This window comes from Promicromonospora sp. NPDC110617, from assembly GCF_055598465.1.
The window spans coordinates 383,898-407,216 of the sequence record NZ_JBVKBM010000002.1 but is presented as its reverse complement, the minus strand read 5'-3'; the positions used below and the strand labels follow the sequence as shown (position 1 = coordinate 407,216).

The 23,319-nt window shown below is 73.9% G+C and carries 22 protein-coding genes; 14 read left to right on the top strand and 8 right to left on the bottom strand.

Going from position 1 to position 23,319, the window contains the following annotated elements:
- Nucleotides 1-84 precede the first annotated feature (84 nt).
- Together ACZ7LE_RS12655 and ACZ7LE_RS12650 are read left to right on the top strand one after the other, a co-directional pair.
- Complete coding sequence (locus tag ACZ7LE_RS12655; RefSeq protein WP_470403617.1) at nt 85-864, top strand: SDR family NAD(P)-dependent oxidoreductase; 780 nt, start codon at nt 85-87, stop codon at nt 862-864.
- A gap of 266 nt (nt 865-1,130) precedes the next feature.
- Nucleotides 1,131-1,958, top strand: coding sequence for a DUF554 domain-containing protein (locus ACZ7LE_RS12650; RefSeq protein WP_470403616.1), 828 nt, complete (start codon nt 1,131-1,133; stop codon nt 1,956-1,958).
- Nucleotides 1,959-1,993: 35 nt separating this feature from the next.
- Here ACZ7LE_RS12650 and ACZ7LE_RS12645 read toward each other — a convergent pair whose 3' ends face one another.
- Complete coding sequence (locus tag ACZ7LE_RS12645; protein WP_470403615.1) at nt 1,994-2,935, bottom strand: LacI family DNA-binding transcriptional regulator; 942 nt, start codon at nt 2,933-2,935, stop codon at nt 1,994-1,996.
- A gap of 160 nt (nt 2,936-3,095) precedes the next feature.
- On the opposite strand from ACZ7LE_RS12645, the gene ACZ7LE_RS12640 reads away from it, so the two are divergent.
- The 5 genes from ACZ7LE_RS12640 to ACZ7LE_RS12620 are packed head-to-tail and all read left to right on the top strand — an operon-like array spanning nt 3,096 to nt 8,011.
- Nucleotides 3,096-3,917, top strand: coding sequence for an ABC transporter permease (locus ACZ7LE_RS12640; protein WP_470403614.1), 822 nt, complete (start codon nt 3,096-3,098; stop codon nt 3,915-3,917).
- Nucleotides 3,914-4,738 carry an ABC transporter permease gene (locus tag ACZ7LE_RS12635; protein WP_470403613.1) on the top strand — a complete coding sequence of 275 codons (825 nt, stop codon included), beginning with the start codon at nt 3,914-3,916 and terminating at the stop codon, nt 4,736-4,738. Before ACZ7LE_RS12640 ends, ACZ7LE_RS12635 begins: the two co-directional genes overlap by 4 nt.
- Nucleotides 4,735-5,769, top strand: coding sequence for an ABC transporter ATP-binding protein (locus tag ACZ7LE_RS12630; RefSeq protein WP_470403612.1), 1,035 nt, complete (start codon nt 4,735-4,737; stop codon nt 5,767-5,769). The genes ACZ7LE_RS12635 and ACZ7LE_RS12630 overlap by 4 nt, the downstream gene beginning before the upstream one ends.
- Nucleotides 5,766-6,857 (top strand): extracellular solute-binding protein, encoded by a 1,092-nt coding sequence (locus ACZ7LE_RS12625; RefSeq protein ID WP_470403611.1) that lies wholly within the window; start codon nt 5,766-5,768, stop codon nt 6,855-6,857. Before ACZ7LE_RS12630 ends, ACZ7LE_RS12625 begins: the two co-directional genes overlap by 4 nt.
- Nucleotides 6,858-6,886: 29 nt before the next feature.
- Complete coding sequence (locus ACZ7LE_RS12620) at nt 6,887-8,011, top strand: adenosine deaminase family protein (protein WP_470403610.1); 1,125 nt, start codon at nt 6,887-6,889, stop codon at nt 8,009-8,011.
- A gap of 39 nt (nt 8,012-8,050) precedes the next feature.
- Here the strand turns inward: ACZ7LE_RS12620 and ACZ7LE_RS12615 are convergent, their stop codons facing one another.
- Nucleotides 8,051-8,734, bottom strand: a complete 684-nt coding sequence (locus ACZ7LE_RS12615; RefSeq protein ID WP_470403609.1) for an SDR family NAD(P)-dependent oxidoreductase — start codon at nt 8,732-8,734, stop codon at nt 8,051-8,053.
- A gap of 91 nt (nt 8,735-8,825) precedes the next feature.
- Between ACZ7LE_RS12615 and ACZ7LE_RS12610 the strand changes: the two genes are divergently transcribed.
- Genes ACZ7LE_RS12610 through ACZ7LE_RS12600 form a run of 3 tightly spaced genes read left to right on the top strand, consistent with a single transcriptional unit; the run spans nt 8,826 to nt 11,986 of the window.
- A complete protein-coding gene (locus ACZ7LE_RS12610) occupies nt 8,826-9,719 on the top strand; it encodes a helix-turn-helix domain-containing protein (protein WP_470403608.1) in 894 nt (297 codons plus the stop codon).
- Between the two features lie 9 nt (nt 9,720-9,728).
- On the top strand, nt 9,729-10,829 hold the full coding sequence (locus ACZ7LE_RS12605) for a GNAT family N-acetyltransferase (protein WP_470403607.1): 1,101 nt from the start codon (nt 9,729-9,731) through the stop codon (nt 10,827-10,829).
- Between the two features lie 26 nt (nt 10,830-10,855).
- Nucleotides 10,856-11,986 carry a GNAT family N-acetyltransferase gene (locus ACZ7LE_RS12600; protein WP_470403606.1) on the top strand — a complete coding sequence of 377 codons (1,131 nt, stop codon included), beginning with the start codon at nt 10,856-10,858 and terminating at the stop codon, nt 11,984-11,986.
- Here ACZ7LE_RS12600 and ACZ7LE_RS12595 read toward each other — a convergent pair.
- A complete protein-coding gene (locus ACZ7LE_RS12595; RefSeq protein WP_470403605.1) occupies nt 11,983-12,795 on the bottom strand; it encodes a TrmH family RNA methyltransferase in 813 nt (270 codons plus the stop codon). The genes ACZ7LE_RS12600 and ACZ7LE_RS12595 overlap by 4 nt on opposite strands.
- Before the next feature lie 184 nt (nt 12,796-12,979).
- On the bottom strand, nt 12,980-13,762 hold the full coding sequence (locus ACZ7LE_RS12590) for an enoyl-CoA hydratase-related protein (RefSeq protein ID WP_470403604.1): 783 nt from the start codon (nt 13,760-13,762) through the stop codon (nt 12,980-12,982).
- A gap of 60 nt (nt 13,763-13,822) precedes the next feature.
- Here ACZ7LE_RS12590 and ACZ7LE_RS12585 point away from each other — a divergent pair, with 60 nt between their 5' ends.
- Nucleotides 13,823-14,998 carry an acyl-CoA dehydrogenase family protein gene (locus ACZ7LE_RS12585; protein WP_470403603.1) on the top strand — a complete coding sequence of 392 codons (1,176 nt, stop codon included), beginning with the start codon at nt 13,823-13,825 and terminating at the stop codon, nt 14,996-14,998.
- On the opposite strand, the gene ACZ7LE_RS12580 is transcribed toward ACZ7LE_RS12585, so the two are convergent.
- Complete coding sequence (locus tag ACZ7LE_RS12580; RefSeq protein ID WP_470403602.1) at nt 14,964-15,551, bottom strand: TetR/AcrR family transcriptional regulator; 588 nt, start codon at nt 15,549-15,551, stop codon at nt 14,964-14,966. The two genes, ACZ7LE_RS12585 and ACZ7LE_RS12580, sit on opposite strands and share 35 nt — an antisense overlap.
- 72 nt (nt 15,552-15,623) lie before the next feature.
- Between ACZ7LE_RS12580 and ACZ7LE_RS12575 the strand changes: the two genes are divergently transcribed.
- The 3 genes from ACZ7LE_RS12575 to ACZ7LE_RS12565 are packed head-to-tail and all read left to right on the top strand — an operon-like array spanning nt 15,624 to nt 20,135.
- Nucleotides 15,624-17,183 (top strand): carboxyl transferase domain-containing protein, encoded by a 1,560-nt coding sequence (locus ACZ7LE_RS12575; RefSeq protein WP_470403601.1) that lies wholly within the window; start codon nt 15,624-15,626, stop codon nt 17,181-17,183.
- Nucleotides 17,183-19,156 carry an acetyl/propionyl/methylcrotonyl-CoA carboxylase subunit alpha gene (locus tag ACZ7LE_RS12570; RefSeq protein ID WP_470403600.1) on the top strand — a complete coding sequence of 658 codons (1,974 nt, stop codon included), beginning with the start codon at nt 17,183-17,185 and terminating at the stop codon, nt 19,154-19,156. Before ACZ7LE_RS12575 ends, ACZ7LE_RS12570 begins: the two co-directional genes overlap by 1 nt.
- Nucleotides 19,149-20,135 carry a hydroxymethylglutaryl-CoA lyase gene (locus tag ACZ7LE_RS12565; RefSeq protein ID WP_470403599.1) on the top strand — a complete coding sequence of 329 codons (987 nt, stop codon included), beginning with the start codon at nt 19,149-19,151 and terminating at the stop codon, nt 20,133-20,135. The genes ACZ7LE_RS12570 and ACZ7LE_RS12565 overlap by 8 nt, the downstream gene beginning before the upstream one ends.
- Here ACZ7LE_RS12565 and ACZ7LE_RS12560 read toward each other — a convergent pair.
- The 3 genes from ACZ7LE_RS12560 to ACZ7LE_RS12550 form a co-directional block, all read right to left on the bottom strand.
- The gene (locus tag ACZ7LE_RS12560; RefSeq protein ID WP_470403598.1) at nt 20,132-20,725 is read right to left on the bottom strand and encodes a hypothetical protein; all 594 of its coding nucleotides are present in this window, start codon (nt 20,723-20,725) and stop codon (nt 20,132-20,134) included. The two genes, ACZ7LE_RS12565 and ACZ7LE_RS12560, sit on opposite strands and share 4 nt — an antisense overlap.
- Nucleotides 20,726-20,753: 28 nt before the next feature.
- Nucleotides 20,754-22,292: a WXG100 family type VII secretion target gene (locus tag ACZ7LE_RS12555; RefSeq protein ID WP_470403597.1), complete on the bottom strand. Its 1,539-nt coding sequence runs from the start codon at nt 22,290-22,292 to the stop codon at nt 20,754-20,756.
- Nucleotides 22,293-22,385: 93 nt separating this feature from the next.
- On the bottom strand, nt 22,386-23,276 hold the full coding sequence (locus ACZ7LE_RS12550) for a LysR family transcriptional regulator (protein ID WP_470403596.1): 891 nt from the start codon (nt 23,274-23,276) through the stop codon (nt 22,386-22,388).
- Between the last annotated feature and the right edge of the window lie 43 nt (nt 23,277-23,319).

Below are 23,319 nucleotides of genomic sequence, written 5' to 3'. Positions count from 1 at the left end.
GGTCACCCGGGCAGCGTAAGCCTTGGCCGGACGACGACGCCGTGCGTGCCCGGCAGGCGGTCTCCCGCGGGTATCGTCCGCGACATGACGACGCACGACTACCTGGCCGCCCTGTTCTCCCTGGAGGGTCGCACCGCCGTGGTGACCGGCGGCAGCTCCGGCATCGGCCGGGCCATCGCCGAGGCGCTCGCGCAGGCCGGGGCACGCACAGTTCTCCTGGCACGCGGCGCCGACCGGCTCGACGAGGTCGCTGCCGGCCTGCGCGAACAGGGCTGCGCCGTGGAGACCGTCGTCGCCGACCTCTCCAGCCGCGACGGCATCCGCGCCGCCGCCGACGGGATCGTCGCGGCCGCCGGCGAGCCCGACATCCTCGTCAACAGCGCGGGCATCAACCTGCGCCCCCACCTCGGCCAGGTCGACCAGGAGACCTGGGAGGTCACCATGACCGTCAACCTGGAGGCGCCGTTCATGCTCGGGCAGCGGTTCGCACCCGGCATGGCGGCCCGCGGCTTCGGCCGGCTCATCCACATCTCCTCGCAGCAGGCCCACCGGTCGTTCGTCGACAGCGGCGTCTACGGCGTCTCCAAGGGCGCCCTCGAGTCGCTCGCCCGCTCCCAGTCCGAGGCCTGGTCCGTGCGCGGCGTCACCGCCAACACCCTCGTGCCCGGGTTCGTCCTCACGCCCCTGAACCAGCACCTGCAGGACGACGCCGAGAAGGTCACGGCGCTCGCCGCCCGCACCACCGTGGGCCGCAACGGCGTGCCCGAGGACTTCGCGGGCGCCGCCGTCTTCCTCGCCAGCTCCGCCTCGGGCTACGTCACGGGCCACTCGCTGTTCGTGGACGGCGGCTTCTCGGTCCACTGAGCCCGGGCCGCAGCAGGGCAACGGGCCTCCCGTGCGCACGATGTCCGACGGCGTCGCCGGTCCGGGGTAAGGCTTACGCAGCCGGAGAGGTAACGGAGAGGTAGCACCGCTACGCCCTCGTTACCGTCCCCGCTGCGTAAGCACTCCCCGGCGGTCGGTCTACCTCGGTGCACCCGGTGGCACCGACCTCACCTCCGGGCTCTTCGAACGCCTCAGCGGCTGGGCGACCGAGCGGCAGGCCGCCGGCGCCGCAGTAGGCTCGCTCGGTGAACGTCGACTTCCCGGGCCTGGGCACTCTGGTCAACGTCGGGACGATCGTCGTCGGGTCGCTGCTCGGCATGGCGGTGGGGCACCGGCTGCCCCAGCGCACCCACGCGGTCGTGACCGACATCCTCGGCCTCGTGACCCTGCTGGTCGCCGCGCTGTCGGCCGTCGCGGTCACCGACGCGGCGTTCGTCTCCGCCACGGGCTCGGGCGCGCCCGTGCTGATCGTGCTCGGCTCGCTGCTGATCGGCGGGATCGCGGGCTCGCTGCTGCGGATCGAGGACCGCCTCGAAGGACTGGCCGGCAGGATCCAGGGCTGGCTGGCCCGGCGCTCCGACGCTCGCCGCTCGGGCGGCCGACGCACCCCGCACCGCCCGGTGCTGATCGACGCGACCGAGACCGGTCAGGACCCCGCCGCGCGCGAGCGCTTCATCGAGGGCTGGCTCACCGCGTCGCTGCTGTTCTGCGTCGGTCCGCTCGCGATCCTGGGGTCGCTGTCCGACGGGCTCGGCCGCGGCATCGACCAGCTCCTGCTCAAGTCCGTGCTCGACGGCTTCGCGGCGCTGGCGTTCGCGTCGTCGTTCGGCGTCGGGGTGCTGCTCTCCGCGGTGTCGGTGGGCGTGGTCCAGGGTCTGGTCACGCTGGCCGGGGTGCTGCTCGGGTCCGTGCTGCCGGACGCGCACATCGCCGCGCTCACGGCCACGGGCGGCCTCATGCTGGTGGGCATCGGCCTGCGGCTGCTGCACCTCAAGCAGATCCCGGTCGGCGACCTGCTGCCCGCCCTCGTCGTGGCGCCCCTGCTCACGCAGCTCGTGATCGTGCTGCGCTGAGCGCGCGCCCGGGCCCGAGCACCGGGCGGCCGGCGTCAGCCCCGCACGGGCACCGGCAGCCGCACCTGACGGCCCGTCTCGTCCTGCCCGTCGAGCTGCCGCGCCAGCAGGTCCATCGCGGTGCGGCCCAGCTCCTCGCCGTCCACGTCGATGGCCGGCGTGTGCTCCAGACCGAGCGCCTCGATGACCGTGGGCTCCGTGCTCACCACCAGGTCGCGCGGCACCTCCACACCCCGCGTGCCCAGCGCCAGCAGCAGGCCCAGCCCGATGGACGTCGCGTACGGCACGACGGCGGTCGCTCCCGTCCCGACCACGGCCGGCGTCACCTCGACCCCCGCGACGAACGTCGCCGGGCGTGGGCCGAGCACGGTGAGCTCGGCGCCGGCCCGCCGGGCGGCGTCGCGCACGGCGGCGGTGCGCTGCCGGTCCTGCCAGGACCCCTCGGGGCCGCCCACGTAGACGATGCGCCGGTGTCCCTCGGCGGCGAGCCGGGTGGTCAGGGCGCCGAACGCCGTGGCGGTGTCGGCCACGACCGACGTCATCCCGTCGATCTCGCGGTCCACGAGGACGGCGGGCTTGGCCGCGCCGATCCCGGCCACGAGCGTGTCGGTGCCGCGCGGCGCGACGACGAGGAACCCGTCGACCTGCCGGGACAGCCGCTCGACGGCGTCCGCGGAGTCCAGGGCGTGCACGGCCACGGTGAGCTGGAGGCCCGCTTCCTCGGCGCGTGCCTGGGCGCCCGCGATGATCGGAGTGAAGAACGTGTTGTCCAGGGTGGGGACGACGATGGCGATGATGCCGGTACGCCCGCGCGCGAGCTCGCGCGCCGCGCGGTTGGGCACGTAGCCGAGCCGGGCGGCCGCGGCCACCACGCGCACCGCGGTCTCGGGGGCCACCAGGCCGCTCCCGTTCAGCGCGCGCGACGCGGTCGCCTTGGAGACGCCGGCCACCGCGGCGACGTCGGACAGATCAGGCACCGTACCTCCTTGGTCGTTGCGCACACTCTAGACGGCCGATGCAACCGTTTCCGCCCGCTCAGCCCGTGCGTGTAACAGGAAGTTAACGCGGGATTGCAGGAGCACGGCCGCACATGCCTTAGGGTCCGATGGAACCGGTTCCATCAACGAAAGACGGCTCGTGCGAGCACGTTCCACACTTCTGCTGCTCCTGCCGGGGCTGGCGTTCCTGCTCGTCGGCTTCCTGCTGCCGGCGGTCGCGATGCTGTTCGCCCCGCCCGGCGTGACGTTCGCCCAGGTGATCGAGCGCATGGGCGCGATGCTCACCGACCCCTACGACCTCGGGATCATCTGGCGCACCGTGCGCATCGGCCTGATCGTCACCGCCCTGTGCGTCGTGCTCGGGTTCCCGATCGCCTCGCTGCTGGCCCGGTCGCAGTCCCGGTGGGCGGGCGTGCTGCTCGCGCTGGCGATCTTCCCGCTGCTCCTGAGCAACGTGGTGCGCACCTTCGGCTGGCTGGTCGTGCTCGGCTCCAACGGCGTCATCGGGCAGCTCCTGACCGGCCTGGGCATCGTCGAGAAGGCGCCCCAGCTCCTGTACACGGAGCTGGCGATCGTGCTGGGCCTGGTCCAGCTCTTCCTGCCGCTCGCGGTCATCACCTGCTACTCCGCCGTCGCGCAGGTCGATCCCGGGCTCGACGAGGCGGCACGCGGGCTGGGCGCCAGCCGCACCCGTTCCTTCTGGACGATCCTGGTGCCGCTCTCGCTGCCCGGCATCGTGGTCGCGGCCACGCTCGTCTTCGCCGGCTCCGTCACCGCGTACACCACCCCGTACCTGCTCGGCGGTTCGAGCCAGCGCATGCTCTCGACCCAGCTCTTCTCCTACGCGAGCGTCACGGTCGACTGGGCGGCGGCGTCGGCCACGGCGGTCGTGATGACGGTGCTGGTCTTCCTTGTCTCCGGGATCTCGGCGCTGGTGGGCCGGAAGGGAGCCACCTCATGAGCGGCCGGACCGGTCAGGCGACGCGCGGCCTGCGCCACCCCGTGGCCGGCACGCTCGCCGTGGCGGGCTACGTGATCATGATCGTGCCCATCCTGTTCGTCGTGGCGACGGCGTTCACCGCCGGCAGCACGCTGCGCTTCCCGCCCGAGGGGCTGTCGCTGAAGTGGTTCGGCGAGGCGGTGGCGTACACGCCGTTCACGGAGGCCGTGGTCTCCAGCCTGGAGCTCGCGGTGCTGGCCACCGCGCTGGCCCTCGTGCTGGGCGTGCCGGTCACGCTCGCGATCCACCGCGGCCGCATCCCGGGCAAGGGGCTGCTGGAGGGCCTGTTCCTCTCGCCGCTCGTGGTGCCGGAGCTGGTGGTGGGCCTCGCGCTGTACCAGCAGCTCATGATCGGCCTGCACCTGGACAACTTCACCACCCTGCTGCTCGGCCACACCGCCCTGCTGCTCCCGTACGCCGTCCGCGTCACCGGGGCGTCGCTCGCGCTGGCCGACCCGGCGCTGGAGGAGGCGGCGCGCGGCCTCGGCGCCTCGCCGCTGCGGGCGTTCGTCACCGTGACGCTGCCGATGCTCCGTCCGGGCCTCATCTCGGCGGGCCTGCTGGGCTTCGTCACCTCGTTCAACAACGTGCCGCTGTCGCTGCTGCTGCAGACCCGCGACTTCCGGACGCTGCCCGTCACGATGCTCGACTACGTCCAGCAGAGCTACGACCCGATGGTCGCCGCCGCGTCCACGCTCGTGCTGGCCGCGACCGTCGTGGTCGCCGTCGTCGCCGAGCGCACGGTCGGCTTCGCCAAGATCTTCGGAGGAATCAACCGATGACCACCCCCGCCGCCGAGCTCGTCGGCGTCTCCCAGCGGTTCGGCAGCTTCACCGCCGTCGACTCGATCGACCTGCGCATCCCGCGCGGCCGCCTGACCACGCTGCTGGGCCCCAGCGGTTGCGGCAAGACGACGACGCTGCGGATGCTCGCCGGGTACGCCTCGCCGACGTCGGGCCGCATCCTGATCGACGGCCAGGACGCGACCCGCACCCCGCCGGAGAAGCGCGACCTGGGCATGGTCTTCCAGTCCTACGCGCTGTTCCCGCACCTGACGGTCGCCGACAACGTGGCCTACGGCCTGACGATGCGCAAGGTGCCCGCGCCCGAGCGGCGGCGCCGGGCCGCCGACGCCCTGGAGCTCGTGGGCCTGGGCCACCTGGGCGACCGCAAGCCCAAGCAGCTCTCGGGCGGCCAGCAGCAGCGGGTCGCGCTGGCCCGCGCCATCGCGATCCGGCCCCGGCTGCTGCTGCTCGACGAGCCGCTGTCCAACCTGGACGCGCGGCTGCGCGTGCAGATGCGCGCCGAGATCCGCCGCATCCAGTCAGAGACCGGGCTGACGGTCGTGCTCGTGACGCACGACCAGGACGAGGCCCTGGAGATGTCCGACGAGATGGTGCTCATGCGCGCCGGCAAGGTCGTGCAGACCGGCGCGCCGCGCGACGTGTTCCCTGCGCCGGCCGACCGGTTCGTCGCCGAGTTCCTCGGCTACGAGAACTTCCTGACCCTGGCCGACGGCCGCGAGGCCGCCGTCCGCCCCGAGCACCTGCGGATCGTGCCCGAGAGCACGCCCGCCGACGACGCCGTCGCGCTCGACGCCGTCGTGGTCGACGTCGCCTACCGCGGCGTCGACCTGCTCGTGACCCTCGACGCCACCGACCCGGCGGGCGCGCCCGTGCGCCTGCTGGCCGACCACCGGGCCGATGCCGCGACCGGGCCGGCGCCGTCGGCCGGCGACCGCGTCCGCCTGCTCGCGCCCCGCGCGCGCCTGGCCCTGCTGACTGCCGAACCCGCAACCGAAGGAATCTCATGACGCACCACCTGCCCGTCCGCCGGGCCGCTGCCGCCCGCCGCGCCACGGCGCTCGCCTCCGGCCTCGCGGCCGCCGCCCTGCTGGTCTCCGGCTGCTCCGCCGGGGACGACGCCGCGGCCGAGGACACGATCGTCGTCTCCACGTTCCCGTTCGGCGTGGAGGAGTTCCAGGAGGCGGTGATCGACCCGTTCACCGCGAAGACCGGGATCAAGGTCGAGGTGGAGACCGGCTCGAACGCCGACCGGCTCTCGCAGCTCCAGGTGGCGGGCGACGACTCCGGCATCGACGTCATGCTGATCTCCGACTACTACGCCGCGCTGGGCCAGGAGAGCGACCTGTTCCAGGAGGTCGACGCCGCGAAGGTGCCGTCCCTGGACGAGGTGGCCGACTTCGCGCTCGAGGACGGGTACGCCGGCCCCGCCTACAGCTACCAGCTCAACGGGACGATCTACTCGACCGAGGCCCTGACGGCCGACGAGGCCGCCGACTGGGACCTGTACGGCGACGCCGCGCACGCCGGGAGCCTCGCGCTGCCCGACATCTCGGTGACGGCCGGGCAGCTCATGGTCTCGGGCGTCGGTGAGACCTACGGCGACGGGCCGTACGACATCGACACCGCGCTGGACACCCTCGGCGGCTGGGCCCCGGGGATCCTGCAGTTCTACTCGTCGTCCACCGAGGTGACGAACCTGCTGACGCAGGGCGAGATCGTCGCCGCCGACTCCCTGAGCGGCTTCGCGACCGACCTGGTCGCCTCGGGCGAGCCCTACGCGTGGACGCCGCCCGCCACGGGCCGGTATATGGCGACCAACCGCGCGATGATCCCGGCCGGCGCCCCGAACGTGGACGGCGCGCACCAGTTCATCGACTACCTGCTCTCCGCCGAGGCGCAGACGAAGTCCGCCGAGCTCGTGGGCGACCTGCCCGTGAACCCCGAGGCGACGGTTCCCGACTCCATCGCGGCGGTCGTGGGCGACATCGCGGCCGACCCGGTCGCGGCCGGCTACTCGACCCTCGACCCGGCGGAGCTGGTGCCCACGCGCGGCGAGTGGGTGGACCGGTTCGCCCGTGAGGTGACGGCCGGCTGACCGGGCCCGACACCATGACGAGCACCGACATGACGAGCACTGACGCGAACTCTGGCACGACAAGCACCGGGACGACCGGCACCGCGCTGGACCGCATGCCCAAGGTCGACCTGCACTGTCACCTCATCGGCACCGTCCGGGCCGGCACGTTCGCGGAGCTGGTCCGCCGCGAGGGCCTCGACCTGCCGGCCGAGCCCGAGCGGATCTTCGCGGACATCAACTCCCTGCCGCCGGACCCCGACCTGTACCGCGACACCCGCGTCCCGGTGCCGCAGGGCCGCGGCGCGGACGAGCCCGAGGTCTCGTACTCGCTGTTCCAGGCCTCCCGCTGGGTCACGCAGGTGCTGCGCGACGCCGACGACCTGACCCGCATCACGTACGAGGCCTTCGAGGCGGCGCACCGCACGAGCGCGACGCGCCACCTCGAGGTGTCCTTCGACGCCGTGCCCGAGCACCTGGCCGCCCTGGGGTACCTCGGCTCCGTCGAGGCGTACGCCGAGGGCATCCGGATGGCAGAGCGCGACTTCGGCATGTCGGGCCGGCTCATCGCCGCGATCGACCGGTCCGGCTCGGGCGAGGACGCGCTGGAGCGCGTCCGCACCGTCGTCGACCACCCGCACGAGTACGTGGCGGGCATCGGCCTGGACAACCTGGAGACGGCGGGCCCGCCCGAGCGCTTCGCGGCGGCCTACCGGCTCGCCGGCGAGGCGGGCCTGGGCCGCACGGCGCACTCGTCCGAGCACGCCCCGGTCGCGGTCAACACGATCACCTGCCTGGACGTCCTCGGCTGCGACCGCATCGACCACGGCTACTTCGTCCTGCAGGACGACGACGTCGTGGCGCGCGTGCGCGACGAGCAGGTGCCGTTCACGGTCATCTCCACGACGTCGCGCCGCTCGTGGCGACCGTGGCGGCGGGCCTCCATCGCCGCGATGCTGGACGCGGGGCTCAACGTGATCCCGGCGTCCGACGACCCGGGGATGTTCCCCACCACGCTCGCGGGCGAGTACCGCATCCTGGCCGACGACCTCGCGGTGCCCGACGACCGGCTGCGCGCCATGGCGCTGGCCGGCGTCGAGGCCGCGTGGCTGCCGCCCGCCGAGAAGGCGGCGCTGCGCACCCGGTTCGAGAAGGAGCTCGCGGACCTGGCCTGAGCGCGCCGCTCGGACCGGGCCGGCCGGCCGGAACCCGGGTCAGAACGGCAGCGGCCCGTGCTCGTCGCGGAGGGTCCCGGTCGGCCCCTCCGGCCCGAGGGTCGCCAGCGCCACGACCACGGCGGCCGACTCCGCGGGCGTCCGGCCGATGCCGAACGACGCGGTCATGTCGGTCGCGGCGGTGCCGGGCTCCAGGGCGTTGAACCGGATGCCGGGGTGCGCCTTGGCGTACTGCACGGTCAGCATCGTGGCCGCCGCCTTGGACGCCGCGTACACGGCGATCGGCAGGGAGTACTCCGGCCGCTCGGGGGTGGTCACGGCCCAGAACGAGCCGGCGCTGCTGGAGACGGTCACGACGTTCGGGCTCGCGGACCGGCGGAGCAGGGGGAGCGCCGCCTCGGTGACGCGCACGATCCCGACCGCGTTGGTGTCGAACGACCGCAGCGCGGTGGGGCCGTCCAGGGTGGTGTCCAGGACGCCCGCGTTGTGCACCAGGACGTCGAGCCGGCCCTCGGCAGCGTCGATCGTCGCCAGCGCGGCGGCGACCGACGCGTCGTCGGTCACGTCGAGCTGGACGAACCGGGCGCCGAGCGTCGCGGCGGCCTTGGCGCCGCGCTCGGCGTCGCGGGCGCCGACCCAGACGTCGTGGCCCTTCTCCAGCAGCTGCCGGGCGGTCTCGTAGCCGATGCCCTTGTTGGCCCCGGTGATCAGCGTGACGGTCATGCGTTCCTCCCGAAATATGCGGCCCGGTCGGGCCGTTGGGAACGCTATGAGCGGCGACAGCGAGCAGCCAGGACCCTCCGGAGACCAGGGTGTGGCAGGACCCCCTCTCCGCGAGTCGGCGAACCCGCTGGGCGCGTACCTGCGGGCGCGGCGCGAGCTGGTCACGCCCCGGCAGGCGGGCCTCCCGGAGACGGGCACCCGGCGCGTGCCCGGGCTGCGCCGCGAGGAGGTCGCGCTGCTGGCGGGCATCAGCGCCGACTACTACCTGCGGCTGGAGCGCGGGCGCGACCGCAACCCGTCCGGGCAGGTGCTGGAGTCCCTGGCGCGGGTGCTCCACCTCGACGCCGATCACGTCGCCCACCTGCGCACGCTCGTCGCCGACGCCCCCGGGCAGCGCGTCCGGCAGCGGGGGCACCACCCGGGCGAGGAGCCCGTGCCGGACGGCGCGCGCAAGCTCCTGGACTCGCTGGTGCAGCCCGCGTTCATCGAGGGGCGGTACTTCGACGTCGTGGCGTCGAACGCCCTGGCCCGCGCGGTCGACCCGCGCCTGGACGTCGGCGGCAACCAGCTCCGCGACCTGTTCCTCGACCCGTCCGTCCAGGCGCTGTACCCGGAGTGGGCGAACGTCACGGAGTGCTTCGTGGCCAGCCTGCGGCAGTCCGCGGGCACCGACGTGGACGACCCGCGGTTCGTCGAGCTCGTCGGGCAGCTCTCCGCCAGCGCGCGGTTCCGCGAGCTCTGGGCGCGGCACGAGGTGCGGGGGCAGCGCGGCACGCCGCTGCGGATCGACCACCCGCAGGTCGGGGAGCTGACCGTGAACCGGGAGCGGCTCGGCATCGGCGGCGCCGAGCACCTGATGCTCGTCGTCTACCACCCGGACACCGGGTCCGACGACGCCGACAAGCTGGCCCTCCTCGCGTCCGCGAGCGCGCTTCCGGCGGCGGCGAGCGTAAATCCCGTGGAAGACCGCACCCGGGTCGCCTAGCGTGGCGGCATGTCACCCGTGCGCGCCACCATCGGCGACCGCGCCGCCGCACCGTCCGTCCTGACGCCCCCGACCGCGGGCGGCCTCACCTGGCGCCCCTGGACGCCGGCGGACGTGCCCGCGCTGACCGCGCTCATGCACACGGTCCACGAGGCTGACGGACGGGACTGGTTCACGTCCGCCGACGAGGTCACCGAGACCTTCGGCGCCCCGGCCTTCGACGCCGCGGACACCCTCCTGGGCCGCGACGCCGACGGCACGCCGCTCGCCTGGGCCCACGCCGAACGGTTCCCCACCGACGGCGCCACCACCCTGCGCGTCTCGCTGTCCGGCGGCGTCCACCCCACCCGCCGCGGCGAGGGCATCGGCACGCAGCTGCTCGCCTGGGCGACCGGCCGCGCCCGGCAGGCGCTCGCGGCCCACGACGGCGACCCCCGGCTGGCCGGGCTGCCCGCGCGGATCTCCGCGCACGTCGTCGACACCGACCCCGACGAGAAGCGCGACCTGCTGCGCGCCGGCGGGTTCGAGCCCGTGCGCTACTACGCCAACCTGCTGCGCGACCTCAGCACGCCGGTGCCCACGATGGGTCTCGAACCCCCGCTGCGCCTGGTGCCCTGGACCGACGCCCTGGACGACGCCGCCCGCCTGGCCCGCAACGACGCGTTCCGGGACCACTGGGGCAGCCAGCCGCGCACCCCCGAGTCCTGGCGCGCGTACCGCAGCGCGTTCGCGCCGCAGTGGTCGTTCCTGGTGGTCGACGAGTCGGTCCGCTACCCGGGCTCCGAGCACGAGCAGCCCGGGGACACCACGGTCGCGCCCGGCACGCCGTACGTCGTCGGGCTGCACCGGGCCGAGCGCTTCGAGCACGACTGGGCCACGCAGGGCTACACCGCCGGGTACACCGAGCTCCTGGGCGTGCGCCGCGCCTACCGCGGCCGCCGCATCGCCGTCGCGCTGCTCACCCACGCCCTGCGCGTCTACGCCGACGACGGCATGCAGCACGCCGAGCTCGACGTCGACACCGACAACCCGACCGGCGCGCCCGCCCTGTACGCCCGGCTGGGCTACACCAAGAGCGACGGCTCCACCCTGTACTCCATCGAGCTCTGAACCACCCCGAACCTGAAGGACGCACCATGACCACCGAGACCGACGACCCTGCCCCGACCGCCCTCGCGCCGATCGCCGAACGCGCCGCCGCGCCGGAGACCGTGACCGTGCCCACCGCGGGCGGCCTGACCTGGCGGCCCGCCACCCGCGCGGACGTGCCCGTGTGGCTCGCCCTGCGCAACCACATCGCCCGCGCCGACGCCGAACCGTACGTCGAGACCGCCGAGGAGATCGAGGAGATCTTCGACGGCACCTGGCGCGACATGACCCGCGACTCCCTGCTCGGCTTCGACGCCGACGGCGCCCTCGTGGCCTGGGGTTACGTCGTCAGCCCGCCCGGCGACGTCACCACGGTGCGGGCCTTCACCTGGGGCGGCGTGCACCCCGACCGCCGCGGCGAGGGCATCGGCCGCGAGGTGCTGGCCTGGTCGATCGGCCGCGCCCGGCAGCTGCTCGCCGAGTCGGGCAAGGACGTGCCCGCCCGCATCGCGATCTTCGCCGAGGACAACGGGCCGGTCAGCAAGATCCACCTCTACGAGCGGGCCGGCATGGAGGTGCGCCGCTACTACTCCGACCTGGCGCGGCCCCTGACCGGGCCCGACGCCGCGCCCGTGCCCGAGGTCGCGCTGTCCGGCTCCCTGCGGCTCGTGCCCTGGTCCGAGGCGTACGACGAGGCCTCACGCCTCGCGCACAACGACGCGTTCCGCGACCACTGGGGCAGCCAGCCGCAGACCCGCGAGCAGTGGGCCGAGCGCGCCGGCTTCGCGCCGCAGTGGTCCTTCCTCGTGGTCGACGACGCCCCCGACGTCGACGCGCTCCTGGCCTCGCCCGACACCGACCCCGAGACCGCCGCCGCGCTGCGGGCCGGCGAACCCCTCGTGGTGGGCTACGAGCTGGCCGGGCGCTACCCCGAGGACTTCGCCGTGCGCGGGTACTCGTTCGGCTACACCGACATCCTCGGCGCGCGCCGCGCCTACCGGGGCCGCAAGGCGGCGCTGGCGGCGCTCGCGGCGGGCATGCGGGCCTTCGCCGCCGACGGCATGGAGTACGCCGCGCTCGACGTCGACACCGCGAACCCGAGCGGGGCGCACGGCCTGTACGCGAGCCTGGGCTACACCAAGACGACGGGCTCGCGCATGCTGTCGATCGAGCTCTAGCGCGCCAGGCGCTGGCGGCGGGCCTCGTAGAGCACCACCGTCGCCGCGTTCGCGGCGTTGAGCGAGCTCGCGGAGCCCGTCATCGGGATGCTGAGCGTCACGTCCGCGGCGTCCCGCCACGACTGGGTCAGGCCCGTGGTCTCGTTGCCCACCAGCAGCAGGACGGGCTGGGTCAGGTCGTAGGCGGAGACGTCGGCGTCGCCGTGCTCGTCCGTGGCCACGACGACCACGGGCAGCCCGGCGGCCCGGCGCGCCGTCACCCAGTCCATGACCTCCGCCGTGGAGGGGGAGCGCACCACCGGCATCGCGAAGAACGACCCCGTGCTCGCGCGCACGGACTTGGGGTCGTAGGCGTCGGCGGCGTGCCCCGTGGTGATCACGCCGTGCGCGCCGAACGCGTCGGCCGACCGCACGACGGCGCCGATGTTGCCCGGCTGCGTGGGCCGGTCGAACACGACCCCGAGGAAGTCGGACCCGGCCTCGATGCGGTCCAGGTCGTCGGGCCGCATCGCCAGCACGGCGAGCAGCTCGGCGTCCTCCTTCTCGGCGAGCTCCGCCAGCAGGTCGGGCGCCATCCGCACGTGCTCCACGTCCGGGTGCGCCGCGAGCAGGTCCCGCGCCCAGCGCGAGAGGTGGCGCTCGCCGTCGTACAGCAGGGCGCGCACCTCCCAGCCGTGCTCGACGGCCATCGTGATCGGCCGCACGCCCTGCACCAGGAACTCGCCCGCGCGGTGCCGCTTGTTGCGGTTCGTCACGAGGGTCGTCAGCTGCTGGAAGCGTGCGTTGCGCTGGGAGATCCGGGTAGCCACGCCCCCATCCAACACCGTCACGGCCGACGTCGTCGCAGCCGACACCGCCGCGGGGCCCCGCCCGGGCCGAGCAGCCGTGCCGGAAGGGTGCCGGGGAACGTGTACGCGATCGAGGTCGGTTGCTCTGCGTAGACATTGTCCACGCAGCGCAACACACCCCGGATTCGTGGAGTCGCCCCGCGGCTCACCGCGCCAGCAGCTTCTCCATCGCCGCCCGCGCCCGCGGCGAGGCGAACAGGTCCGCCGACGAGGCCACCACGTCGTCCACGTGCGCGTCGAAGCGAGCCAGCACGTCCGCGTTGAGCAGCTCCTTCGTCGCGGCCAGGCCCTGCGGGTCGGCGGCGGCCAGACCTTCGAGGACGGCGTCCACCTCCGCGTCGAGACCGTCGGCCGGCACCGCGCTGGTCACCAGCCCCCACTGCGCCGCCTCGGCCGCGGTGAACGGCGCGCCGGTCAGGAACGTGCGCTGCGCGGCGCGCGGCGTCATCCGCGGCAGCACCGCGAGCGAGATGACGGCGGGCGCGAGCGCGAGGCGGGCCTCGGTGAAGGCGTAGGTGATCTGGTCGGCGCTGACCACGACGTCGCACGCGGCGACCAGCCCGATGCCCCCGGCCCGCACCGGCCCGTGCACGCGCGCCACGACGGGCTGGGGCAGCGCGAGCAGGTCGCGCAGCACGTCGGCCAGCCGGCGCGCGGAGACGGTCATGCCCTCGGCCAGGGCCTCGGTGAGGTCGGCCCCGGAGCAGAACGCCGGGCCGCTGGCGGCCAGCACCACCGCGTGCACCTCGTCGTGCGCGGCGCGGTCCAGGGCGGCCCGCAGCTCGTCCAGGAGGGCGAGCGACAGGGCGTTGCGCCGTCGGGGCGCGTCGAGCGTGATCCGGGCGTACGGGACGGGCGGCGCGTCGGGTGCGGCGTCGGGTCGGTCGAGCGCTACGACGTCGTAGGCGACCTGACTGAGGGTGGTCATCGAGAAGTCCTCCGGGTGGGGCCTGGCGCTGTGAGGTTAATGGTGGTTAACCTCTGTGACATGCGCAACATGCATACACCAGAGAACCCGGAGCACACCAAGCTCCGGGACGCGGTACGTGACTATGCCGACCGCGAGATCGCGCCCCACATCGCCCGATGGGACAGGGAGAGTCGCCTGCCCGTCGAGGTGGTGCACCAGATGGGTGACCTGGGCCTGTTCGGCCTGACCACCCCGGAGGAGTGCGGAGGGTCCGGGCTCGGGCTCACCGGCCTCTGCATCGCCGTCGAGGAGATCGGCCGCGTGGACCAGTCCGTCGGCATCACGCTCGGGGCCGGCGTCGGCCTCGGCGTCGGCACGCTGCTGGCCTACGGCACCGAGGAGCAGAAGAAGACCTGGCTGCCCGACCTGGTCGCCGGACGGCGCCTGGGCGCGTTCGGCCTGACGGAACCCGGCGCGGGCAGCGACGCCAACGCCATGACCACCACCGCGGAGCTCGTCGACGGCGAGTGGGTGATCAACGGCGCCAAGCAGTTCATCACCAACTCCGGCACGCCCATCACCAGCGTCTGCACCGTCGCGGCGCGCACCGGCACCCGGCCGGACGGCAGCCCGGAGCTCAGCGCGATCATCGTGCCCACCGACACCCCGGGGTACGTCGTCGAACCCCTGCACGACAAGATGAGCTGGCGCTCCTGCGACACCCACGCCCTGCGGTTCGAGGACGTGCGCGTGCCCGAGGCCAACCTCCTGGGGGAGCGCGGCAACGGGTTCAAGCAGCTCATGATCTGCCTGAACACGGGGCGGGTGGCCGTCGCGGCGCTCGCGACCGGCTGCATCCAGGCCATGCTGGAGCTAGCGGTGGAGCACGCCGGCGTGCGCCCCACGTTCGGCGGGCCGATCGGCCGCAAGCAGGGCGTCGCGTTCCAGATCGCCGACGTCGAGGTCATGCTCCAGGCCAGCCGCGCGCTCACCTACCGGGCCGCGGCGCTGAAGGACTCGGGCGCGCCGCTGGACGAGTTCCGGCGGGCCTCCTCGGTCGCCAAGCTCTACGCCACGGAGTCCGCCGTGACGGCCACGCGCATTGCGGCGCAGGTCTTCGGCGGCTACGGCGTCATGGAGGACGGGCCGATCGCCCGCTTCTACCGGGACGCGAAGGTGCTGGAGATCGGCGAGGGGACGTCCGAGCTGCAGCGCATGCTCATCGCGCGGGGTCTGGGCCTGCCGGTGGAGTGAGCAGGGCGGCGCGCGCCATGCGGGTCAGGAGGGCCCGCATGGCCGCGCGTCCGATGCGTGCGCTGTGCGGCGTCGAGTTGAGCAGGCCGAACGCGGCCTGCACGGCGGCCCGGGCCTCCGTGCCGCCGAGGTCGGGGCGCAGGGGGCGCAGCGCATCGGTCCAGACGTCGATGTACGCGAGCTGGTGCTCCCGCACCTGCGCGCGGGCGTCGGCGCCCAGCGCGCCCCACTCGCGTTCCTGGATCACGATGAGGGCGGGGTTGTCGAGCGCGAAGTCGGCGTGCCGGGCGATCAGGGCGGCGAGGGCGCCGTCGGGCCGCCCGGCGGGCACGCCGTCCTCGGACAGCAGCTCCCGCGCCCCGGCCAGGAGCTGGTCGGAGGCGTGCAGGAGGCACTGCCCGAGGATGTCCTCCTTGCCCGCGAAGTGTTTGTAGAGGGCGGGGCCGGAGACACCGACGGCCGCGCCGATGTCTCCCATGGAGACGCCGTGGAAGCCACGGGCGGCGAACAGGTCGGCCGCCGTGCTCAGGATCTGCTGCCTGCGCGGGGTCACCGGAGCAGTCTAGGAGCGACCTGCCGGAACGAGGGGTTAACGATCATTAACCAGCGGACTATGCTGCGGCACATGACCACCGACGTCGGCGTTGGACCGGATCTGCGCACCCTGACCGCGCAGCTGCGCGAGCGGCTGGCGCGCGTGCGCCAGGGCGGCTCGCCCGAGGCGCGCGCCCGCCACACCGGGCGCGGCAAGCTGCTCGCCCGCGACCGGGTGGACCGGCTGCTCGACCCGGGCAGCCCGTTCCTCGAGATCGGGGCCCTGGCGGCCTACGACATGTACGGCGGGCAGTGGGCGGTGCCCAGCGCGGGCATCGTCACCGGGATCGGCCGCATCGCCGGCCGCCAGTGCGTGGTCGTCGCCAACGACGCCACCGTCAAGGGCGGCACGTACTACCCGGTCACCGTCAAGAAGCACCTGCGCGCCCAGCAGATCGCGGCGGAGAACCACCTGCCGTGCGTCTACCTCGTGGACTCCGGCGGCGCGTACCTGCCCATGCAGGACGAGGTGTTCCCCGACCGCGAGCACTTCGGGCGCATCTTCTACAACCAGGCCAACCTCTCGGCCCGGGGCATCCCGCAGGTCGCCGCCGTCATGGGGTCGTGCACCGCGGGCGGCGCGTACGTGCCCGCGATGAGCGACGAGGCCGTCATCGTGCGCGACCAGGGCACGATCTTCCTCGGCGGCCCGCCCCTCGTGCAGGCCGCCACGGGCGAGGTCGTCACGGCCGAGGAGCTGGGCGGCGGCATCTTGCACACCACCACGTCCGGCGTCGCGGACCACCTGGCCGACGACGACGCCCACGCCCTGCGCATCGTGCGCGAGATCATCGGCACCACTCCGGCGCCCGGGCAGGTGCTCGACCGCGTACCGTCCGAGGAGCCCGAGCTGGACCCCGACGGGCTGTACGACGTCCCCGCCGACCCACGCACCCCGTACGACGTGCGCGACGTGATCCGCCGGATCGTCGACGGCTCCCAGCTCGCCGAGTTCAAGGCCCGCTACGGCGAGACGCTCGTGTGCGGGTTCGCGCGGATCGACGGCTACCAGGTCGGGATCGTCGCCAACAACGGCATCCTGTTCTCCGAGTCCGCGCTCAAGGGCGCGCACTTCGTGCAGCTCTGCGACCAGCGGCGCATCCCGCTCGTGTTCCTGCAGAACATCGCCGGGTTCATGGTCGGCAAGGAGTACGAGCACCGCGGCATCGCCAAGGACGGCGCCAAGCTCGTCACCGCCGTGGCCTGCACCTCCGTGCCCCGGTTCACCGTGGTGCTCGGCGGCTCGTTCGGCGCCGGCAACTACGGCATGAGCGGCCGCGCCTACGACCCCCGGTTCCTGTGGATGTGGCCCGGCGCCCGCATCTCCGTCATGGGCGGCGAGCAGGCCGCGTCCGTCCTGGCCACCGTGCGCAAGGACCTCGCCGACGCCCCCACGGAAGACGTCGAGGCCTTCAAGGCCCCGATCCGCGCCCAGTACGAGACCCAGGGCAACCCCTACTACGCCACGGCCCGCCTGTGGGACGACGGCGTGATCGACCCCGCCGACACCCGCCGCGTCCTGGCCCTCGGCCTGGCTGCCACGGCCGGCGCCCCGATCCCCGAACCCTCCTACGGCATCTTCCGGATGTGATGACGATGCACACCCTCCTGATCGCCAACCGCGGCGAGATCGCCCTGCGGATCATCCGCACCGCCCGCCGCCTCGGGCTGCGCACCGTCGCCGTCCACTCCGACGCCGACACCGGCGCCCCGCACACCCGCGCCGCCGACGTCGCCGTCCGCATCGGCCCCACGCCCGCCACCGAGTCCTACTTGTCGATCCCCGCGCTGCTCGCCGCCGCCAAGGAGACCGGCGCCGACGCCGTCCACCCCGGCTACGGGTTCCTGTCCGAGCAGGCCGAGTTCGCCCGCGCCGTCCTCGGCGCCGGGCTCACCTGGGTGGGCCCGCCGCCCGCGGCGATGGACGCCATGGCCCGCAAGGACACGGCACACCAGGTCGCCCGGAAGGCGGGCGTGCCGGTGCTGCATGTGCTCGGCAACGTCAGGGGTGGCGGATGGTTCGCCATGCAGGGCAACCGCACCTACCCGGTCCTGGTCAAGGCCGCCGCCGGCGGCGGCGGCAAGGGCATGCGGATCGTGCGCGGCGAGGACGAGCTCGCCGCCGCCATCGCGGCCGCCGGGCGCGAGGCCGCCGCCGCGTTCGGCGACGACACCCTGCTCCTGGAGCGCTACGTCGAACGCGGTCGGCACGTCGAGGTGCAGGTCATCGCCGACGAGCACGGCACCGTGCTGCACCTGCACGAGCGCGACTGCTCCGCGCAGCGCCGCCACCAGAAGGTGCTGGAGGAAGCGCCGGCACCGGGGCTGGACCCCCTGCTGCGCGAATGGCTGCACACCTGGGCCGTGAACCTCGCCCGCGAGGTCGGCTACACCGGGGTCGGCACCGCCGAGTTCCTCGTGGAGGAGGGGGCTACGCCCGGCAGCGGCGCCTGGTTCCTCGAGATGAACACCCGCCTCCAGGTCGAGCACCCCGTCACCGAGGAGGTCGTGCGCGTCCACGGCGAGCGCATCGACCTCGTCGAGCAGCAGCTCCGCGTCGCCGCCGGCGAACCCCTCGGCTACACCCAGGACGACGTCACCGTCACCGGGCACGCCATCGAGGCCCGCATCTACGCCGAGGACGCCTTCGGCGGATTCCTGCCGCAGGCCGGCACCGCCACCCGCGTCCGCTGGCCCGCCACGACCGGCCCCACCACCATCCGGGTCGAGGCCGGGCTGGAGGACGGCACCGTCGTCCCCGCCGCCTACGACCCCATGGTCGGCAAGATCATCGCGCGCGGCCCCGACCGCGAGGCCGCCCGGCGCGCGCTGGTCGACGCCCTCGACGACACCGCGATCGGCGGCCTGGTGACCAACACCGGGTTCGTGCGGGCGCTCGCTGACTCCGGCGCGTTCCGCGACGGCGAGGTCCACACCGCCTGGCTGGACACCCACCCGCTGTCCGCGCCGGACCCGGGGCCGGCCCTGGTCGCGGCCGCCTGGGCGGTGGCCTCCGCCGCGGTGCGCGACGGCGGCGACGGCTGGCGCCTCGGCGGCCCGCCCGCCGACACGTGGGTCGAGCTGGACGACGCGGTGCTCCGCGTGAGCGTCGCCCGGGGCGAGGTGCGGCGCGACGGCGAGCCGCCGACGTCGTGCCGGGCGGTGGGCGGTGCCGGGGGCAGCTCGGACGGCGCCGACGGTCCGCACCTGCTGGAGCTGGACGGTGTGACCGCCCGGTTCGTGGTCGACGTCGGGCCGAGGTCCGTGGAGGTGAGCACGCGCGGGCACACCTTCCGGTTCGCCCGGCCGGGCGGCTCCCGAGCGGCCGAGTCCGACCTGTCCGACGGCGTCGTGGTGGCCGCCATGCCCGGCGCCCTGGCCCGCGTGGAGGTGCGCGACGGCGACGTGGTGACCGCCGGGCAGGCGCTCGGTGTGCTGGAGGCGATGAAGATGGAGGTGGCGCTCGTGGCGCCGTCCGACGGCGTGGTGCGGGTCCGTGCCGCCGCCGGGGAGCAGGTCGCGGCGCGGCAGGTGCTGTTCGTCATGGAGGTGGCCGATGCCTGAGCCTGAGCCGGTGCCTGGGTCTGCGCCCCGCGAGTACCGCCGTCCGCAGGTGGTGCGCGACCCGGCCCTGCCGGAGCGCGTGACCGTCTACGAGGTGGGGCCGCGCGACGGCCTGCAGAACGAGAAGGCGGTGGTCCCGACCGCGGTCAAGGTGGACCTGGTCGAGCGGCTGCTCGACGCCGGCCTGCCGTACGTCGAGGCCACGAGCCTGGTGCACCCCCGCTGGGTGCCGCAGCTCGCCGACGCCGCCGAGGTGCTGGGCCTGCTGGTGGACCGGCTCGGTGACCGCGCCCGCGACCTGCCGGTGCTCGTGCCGAACGAGCGCGGCCTGGAGCGCGCGTACGACCTGGGGCTGCGGCACATCGCGGTCTTCGCCAGCGCCACCGACACCTTCGCGCGCCGGAACCTGAACCGGTCCCTGGACGAGCAGTACGCGATGTTCGAGCCGGTCATGACGCGGGCGCGCGCCGCGGGGATGCGGGTGCGGGCGTACGTCTCCATGTGCTTCGGCGACCCGTGGGAGGGCGACGTCCCGCTGGAGCAGGTGGTCACCGCGGGCAGGCGGCTGATGGACCTGGGCGCGGAGCAGCTCTCCCTGGGGGACACGATCGGCGTCGGGACGCCGGGGCACGTCGTCGCGCTGCTGGACGCGCTGAACGCCGCCGGCCTGCCCGACGACGTGCTGGCCCTGCACGCCCACGACACCTACGGGCAGGCGCTCGGCAACGTCGCGGCCGCGCTGCGGCACGGGGTCACCACGTTCGACACGTCGGCCGGGGGCCTGGGCGGGTGCCCGTACGCGGAGTCGGCCACGGGCAACCTCGCCACGGAGGACCTGCTGTGGATGCTGGACGGGCTCGGGATCACCACGGGGGTGTCGCTGTCGCGGGTGGTGGAGACCAGCGCGTGGCTGGAGCCGAACCTCGACCACGAGCTGACGAGCCGGACGTACCGGGCGCTGGCCGGCGGCGGGGACTAACCGGCGGTCTCGACGACGTCCCGGACGTAGAACGTGTACCAGAGCCGGACGGGGGTGCCCACACCCTCGCCGACAGCCATGCTGGGCCGGATCGAGGTGGAGACCTCGCCGTTCGACCCGTTGTAGTTGTCCTTCGCGCGCGTCTCGTTGGTGTCGGCGGTCTCGGCCCACTGCGCGGTCCCGGCCCACTGCGCGACCTGTGCGGCGTCGACGCCGAGGAGCCCGGCGTCGGCCACCATCCGGTCGGCAGCAGCTTGCCCGTCGGCCTCGGTCCAGAACAGGTCGACGGAGTCCACGTAGCCGTGCCGCGTGGTCACCGTCATCTCCTCGGTGCTCCCGGACCAGGTGCCGGTGGGGAGCGTCAGGCTCACGGTGGCGTCCTCGGGCACGGTGACGATCACCATCTGGTCCGCCGGCAGCCCAAGCGTCTCCGCGTCGAGCGGTCGTGTCAGGTCCCACTGCATGCTGTTCCCCTCTCCGAAGAGCTCCACGCCGTCGTCGTCCGCCCCGCCGACGGTCACGGTGCAGCCGGCCGTCACCGTGAGGGCGAGGGCCGCGCCCACCGCGAGGACCACGTGTCGTACGGACATGGCCCCCACCCTGTCACGCCGCCGGACGTCACTGGTCGACATCGACGCCCCAGTTCGTCGCCAGCCGGTCCACGATGCGGCCCAGCCGGTCGGGGTTGGTCAGCCGGTACTCCTCGATGCGGTCCGACACGTCGGTCCGCAGGATCTCCTGGGCGCGGCCCGGGTCGTCCCGCAGCAGCTCCTGGTACGCGGGGAGCGTGTCGGCCGTGATGTAGTCCCAGCGCTGCCCGACGTCGGCGATGTTGCCGTCCGGGAGCGGGGTCGTGACGGTGACCGAGCCCTGCAGCGGGTTGTCGGTGGAGAGGGGCGTGAACGGGATGCCGATCCGCTCCGGCCCGGGTGTCTCCACGGTGACCTGCAGCGGGTCGTACTCGGCGAACGTGACAGCGCCCGGGATGGACGCCTCGCCGACCACCGTCATCATGTAGGTCATCGCCTCGCCCGTGACCGGGTGGTTCCGCATGGCGTCGTAGTCGTCCGCGATGATCTCCTGCTGCTCCCGGCGCAGCATCTCGACGTTGCCCTCGGTGACGCGCTCCGGATCGCCCGACGCGACGTCCTCCCAGGCGTCGTACGTCCGCTCGTTGATCGCACCGGACTCGTACATCCGCTGGATCTCCGCCATGCCGCCGTGCTCGTAGGCGGCGTGCATGGACGCCTGGTCCCGGAAGATCTCCTGCTGCATCGACAGGAACGTCGTCTCGTAGAACCGCAGCTCGTCGTCCGTCATCCCCGCGACCTGCTCGATCAGGGCACCCTGGGCGAGCCCGCCCGGCAGGTGCTGGAGCACCTCGCCGCCGACCTCGACGCCCTGCGCGACGTCGCGCATCAGGGCCAGGTCGAGGAACCCGGCCGCGAAGGACGGCCCGATCATCGCGGCCATCCCGGCCCACTGCAGGTCGGGGTTGTCCAGGTAGAGGTCGGCGTAGTACTCGTAGACGGCCTCGATGTTCCCGCGGTTCGCCTCGGCCCCGAGGCGCGGGTCCCACGAGCGGTAGTCGATGCCGGCGTCCTGGGCGGCCTGCCGGGTCCAGTGCGCGTTGGCCACCGGGCCGGCGTCCGGCCCGGGGTACAGGCCCTGCGCCTCCATGGCGGCCAGGAGGGCGGCGATCTGCTCGTCGCTCGCCGTGGCCAGCCAGTCCTTCCGTTCCGCCGCCGAGAGCTCCGTGTACTCGTCGGGGCTGAGCGTGGGCACCGGGGGAGCGGCGGGTGCCTGGGCGACGGCCCCGGTGGTGCCGGCCCCGGCACCGCTCGTTCCCGTCGTCCCGCTCGGTCCCGCCGCGCCGCCCGCGAGCCCGGCGTCGGCGCTGGTGCGCTCCTGGTCGTCGGCGTTCCGGTCCAGGGCGTTGCCCGCCTGCACCAGGGAGTCGATGGCCGCGGTCAGGCCGCCGCGGTGCGTGTCCGACCACTCCGCGCGGAACTGCTGACCGCTGGGGCCGAACCAGTCGAGGTCGTCGATCAGGGAGTCCACCAGGGCCCGCATGGTCTCCAGCGCCTGCGTCCGGTCCCGCATCGTGGTCGCGAGAATGCGCAGCTGGGCGACGTCGGAGCCCCAGACCTCACCCATCGGTTCTCCCCGCTCTCGGTCGGCCGAGGCGAACCTAGCGGTACCCGGCCGGGGCCGCCATGGGGAGAACTGCCCTGAGGCCCTCCCGTCCCCTCACACCGTCGGGCTGCGGACGGCGACGCCGTGCAGCAGGGCCAGCGCCGCCTCGACGGGCCGTGTCGTGCGGGGCCGGCTGACGGACCGCATCGAGAACGCGAGCGACGTGTCGAGCGGCCGGAGCACGGCGCCCGGCGCGGGACGCAGCACCATGCGGGGCACGGCGGCCACCCCGAGCCCCGCCGCGACGAACGCGGCCACCAGGCTCATGTCGGGGCTCTCGACCACGACCGTGCGGCGCAGGCCGCGCGTGGCGAGCTCGCGCTCGATGATCACCCGGTTGCCGAATCCGGGTGGGCCGTCGACGAACGGCTCCCCGACGAGCTCGTCGAGGGAGAGGACGGCGCGGGAGGCGAGCTCGTGGGCCTGGGGCACCACCGCGACGAACTCGTCGGCCAGCAGCTCGTGCGAGCGCAGGCCCACGAGGTCCCCCGGGGGCAGGCCGGTGATCGCGACGTCGAGGCGGCCCGCCCGGACGTCGTCCACCAGGCCCGTCGAACCGGTGGGGGAGGCCACGACGCTGAGCGCGACGCCCGGGTAGAGCTGGTGGAACCGCCCGGCGAGCGCCGGGATGTCGAGCATGTCGGTGTTGGCGAACACCCCGAGGCGTAGGCGTCCCCGCAGGCCGCTCTCGGCGGCGGCCACGACGTCGTAGACGCGGTCCAGGGACTCGACGGCGGCCCGGGCCTCGGGCAGCAGGGCGCGGCCGGCGTCCGACAGCTCGACCCGGCGGGTGGAGCGGACGAACAGCGTCGCGTGCACCTCGCGCTCCAGCGTGCGCACGCCCGCCGAGACGGCCGACTGGACGGTCTGCAGCCGGTGCGCGGCGCGCGTGAAGCTGCCCTCCTCCGCGACGGCGATGAAGTACTCCAGGTGCCGGGTGTCCATGGTCCGATCCTCGCAGATCTATCGCGATCGGCGATCGACCGCA

Coding starts and splice junctions, on each gene's coding strand:
- ACZ7LE_RS12625 (WP_470403611.1), top strand. CDS start 5,766: ATGACGCACCACCTGCCCGTCCGCCGGGCCGCTGCCGCCCGCCGCGCC.
- ACZ7LE_RS12570 (WP_470403600.1), top strand. CDS start 17,183: ATGACGATGCACACCCTCCTGATCGCCAACCGCGGCGAGATCGCCCTG.
- ACZ7LE_RS12560 (WP_470403598.1), bottom strand. CDS start 20,725: ATGTCCGTACGACACGTGGTCCTCGCGGTGGGCGCGGCCCTCGCCCTC.
- ACZ7LE_RS12635 (WP_470403613.1), top strand. CDS start 3,914: ATGAGCGGCCGGACCGGTCAGGCGACGCGCGGCCTGCGCCACCCCGTG.
- ACZ7LE_RS12620 (WP_470403610.1), top strand. CDS start 6,887: ATGACGAGCACTGACGCGAACTCTGGCACGACAAGCACCGGGACGACC.
- ACZ7LE_RS12600 (WP_470403606.1), top strand. CDS start 10,856: ATGACCACCGAGACCGACGACCCTGCCCCGACCGCCCTCGCGCCGATC.
- ACZ7LE_RS12585 (WP_470403603.1), top strand. CDS start 13,823: ATGCGCAACATGCATACACCAGAGAACCCGGAGCACACCAAGCTCCGG.
- ACZ7LE_RS12615 (WP_470403609.1), bottom strand. CDS start 8,734: ATGACCGTCACGCTGATCACCGGGGCCAACAAGGGCATCGGCTACGAG.
- ACZ7LE_RS12590 (WP_470403604.1), bottom strand. CDS start 13,762: ATGACCACCCTCAGTCAGGTCGCCTACGACGTCGTAGCGCTCGACCGA.
- ACZ7LE_RS12550 (WP_470403596.1), bottom strand. CDS start 23,276: ATGGACACCCGGCACCTGGAGTACTTCATCGCCGTCGCGGAGGAGGGC.
- ACZ7LE_RS12575 (WP_470403601.1), top strand. CDS start 15,624: ATGACCACCGACGTCGGCGTTGGACCGGATCTGCGCACCCTGACCGCG.
- ACZ7LE_RS12565 (WP_470403599.1), top strand. CDS start 19,149: ATGCCTGAGCCTGAGCCGGTGCCTGGGTCTGCGCCCCGCGAGTACCGC.
- ACZ7LE_RS12655 (WP_470403617.1), top strand. CDS start 85: ATGACGACGCACGACTACCTGGCCGCCCTGTTCTCCCTGGAGGGTCGC.
- ACZ7LE_RS12630 (WP_470403612.1), top strand. CDS start 4,735: ATGACCACCCCCGCCGCCGAGCTCGTCGGCGTCTCCCAGCGGTTCGGC.
- ACZ7LE_RS12605 (WP_470403607.1), top strand. CDS start 9,729: ATGTCACCCGTGCGCGCCACCATCGGCGACCGCGCCGCCGCACCGTCC.
- ACZ7LE_RS12555 (WP_470403597.1), bottom strand. CDS start 22,292: ATGGGTGAGGTCTGGGGCTCCGACGTCGCCCAGCTGCGCATTCTCGCG.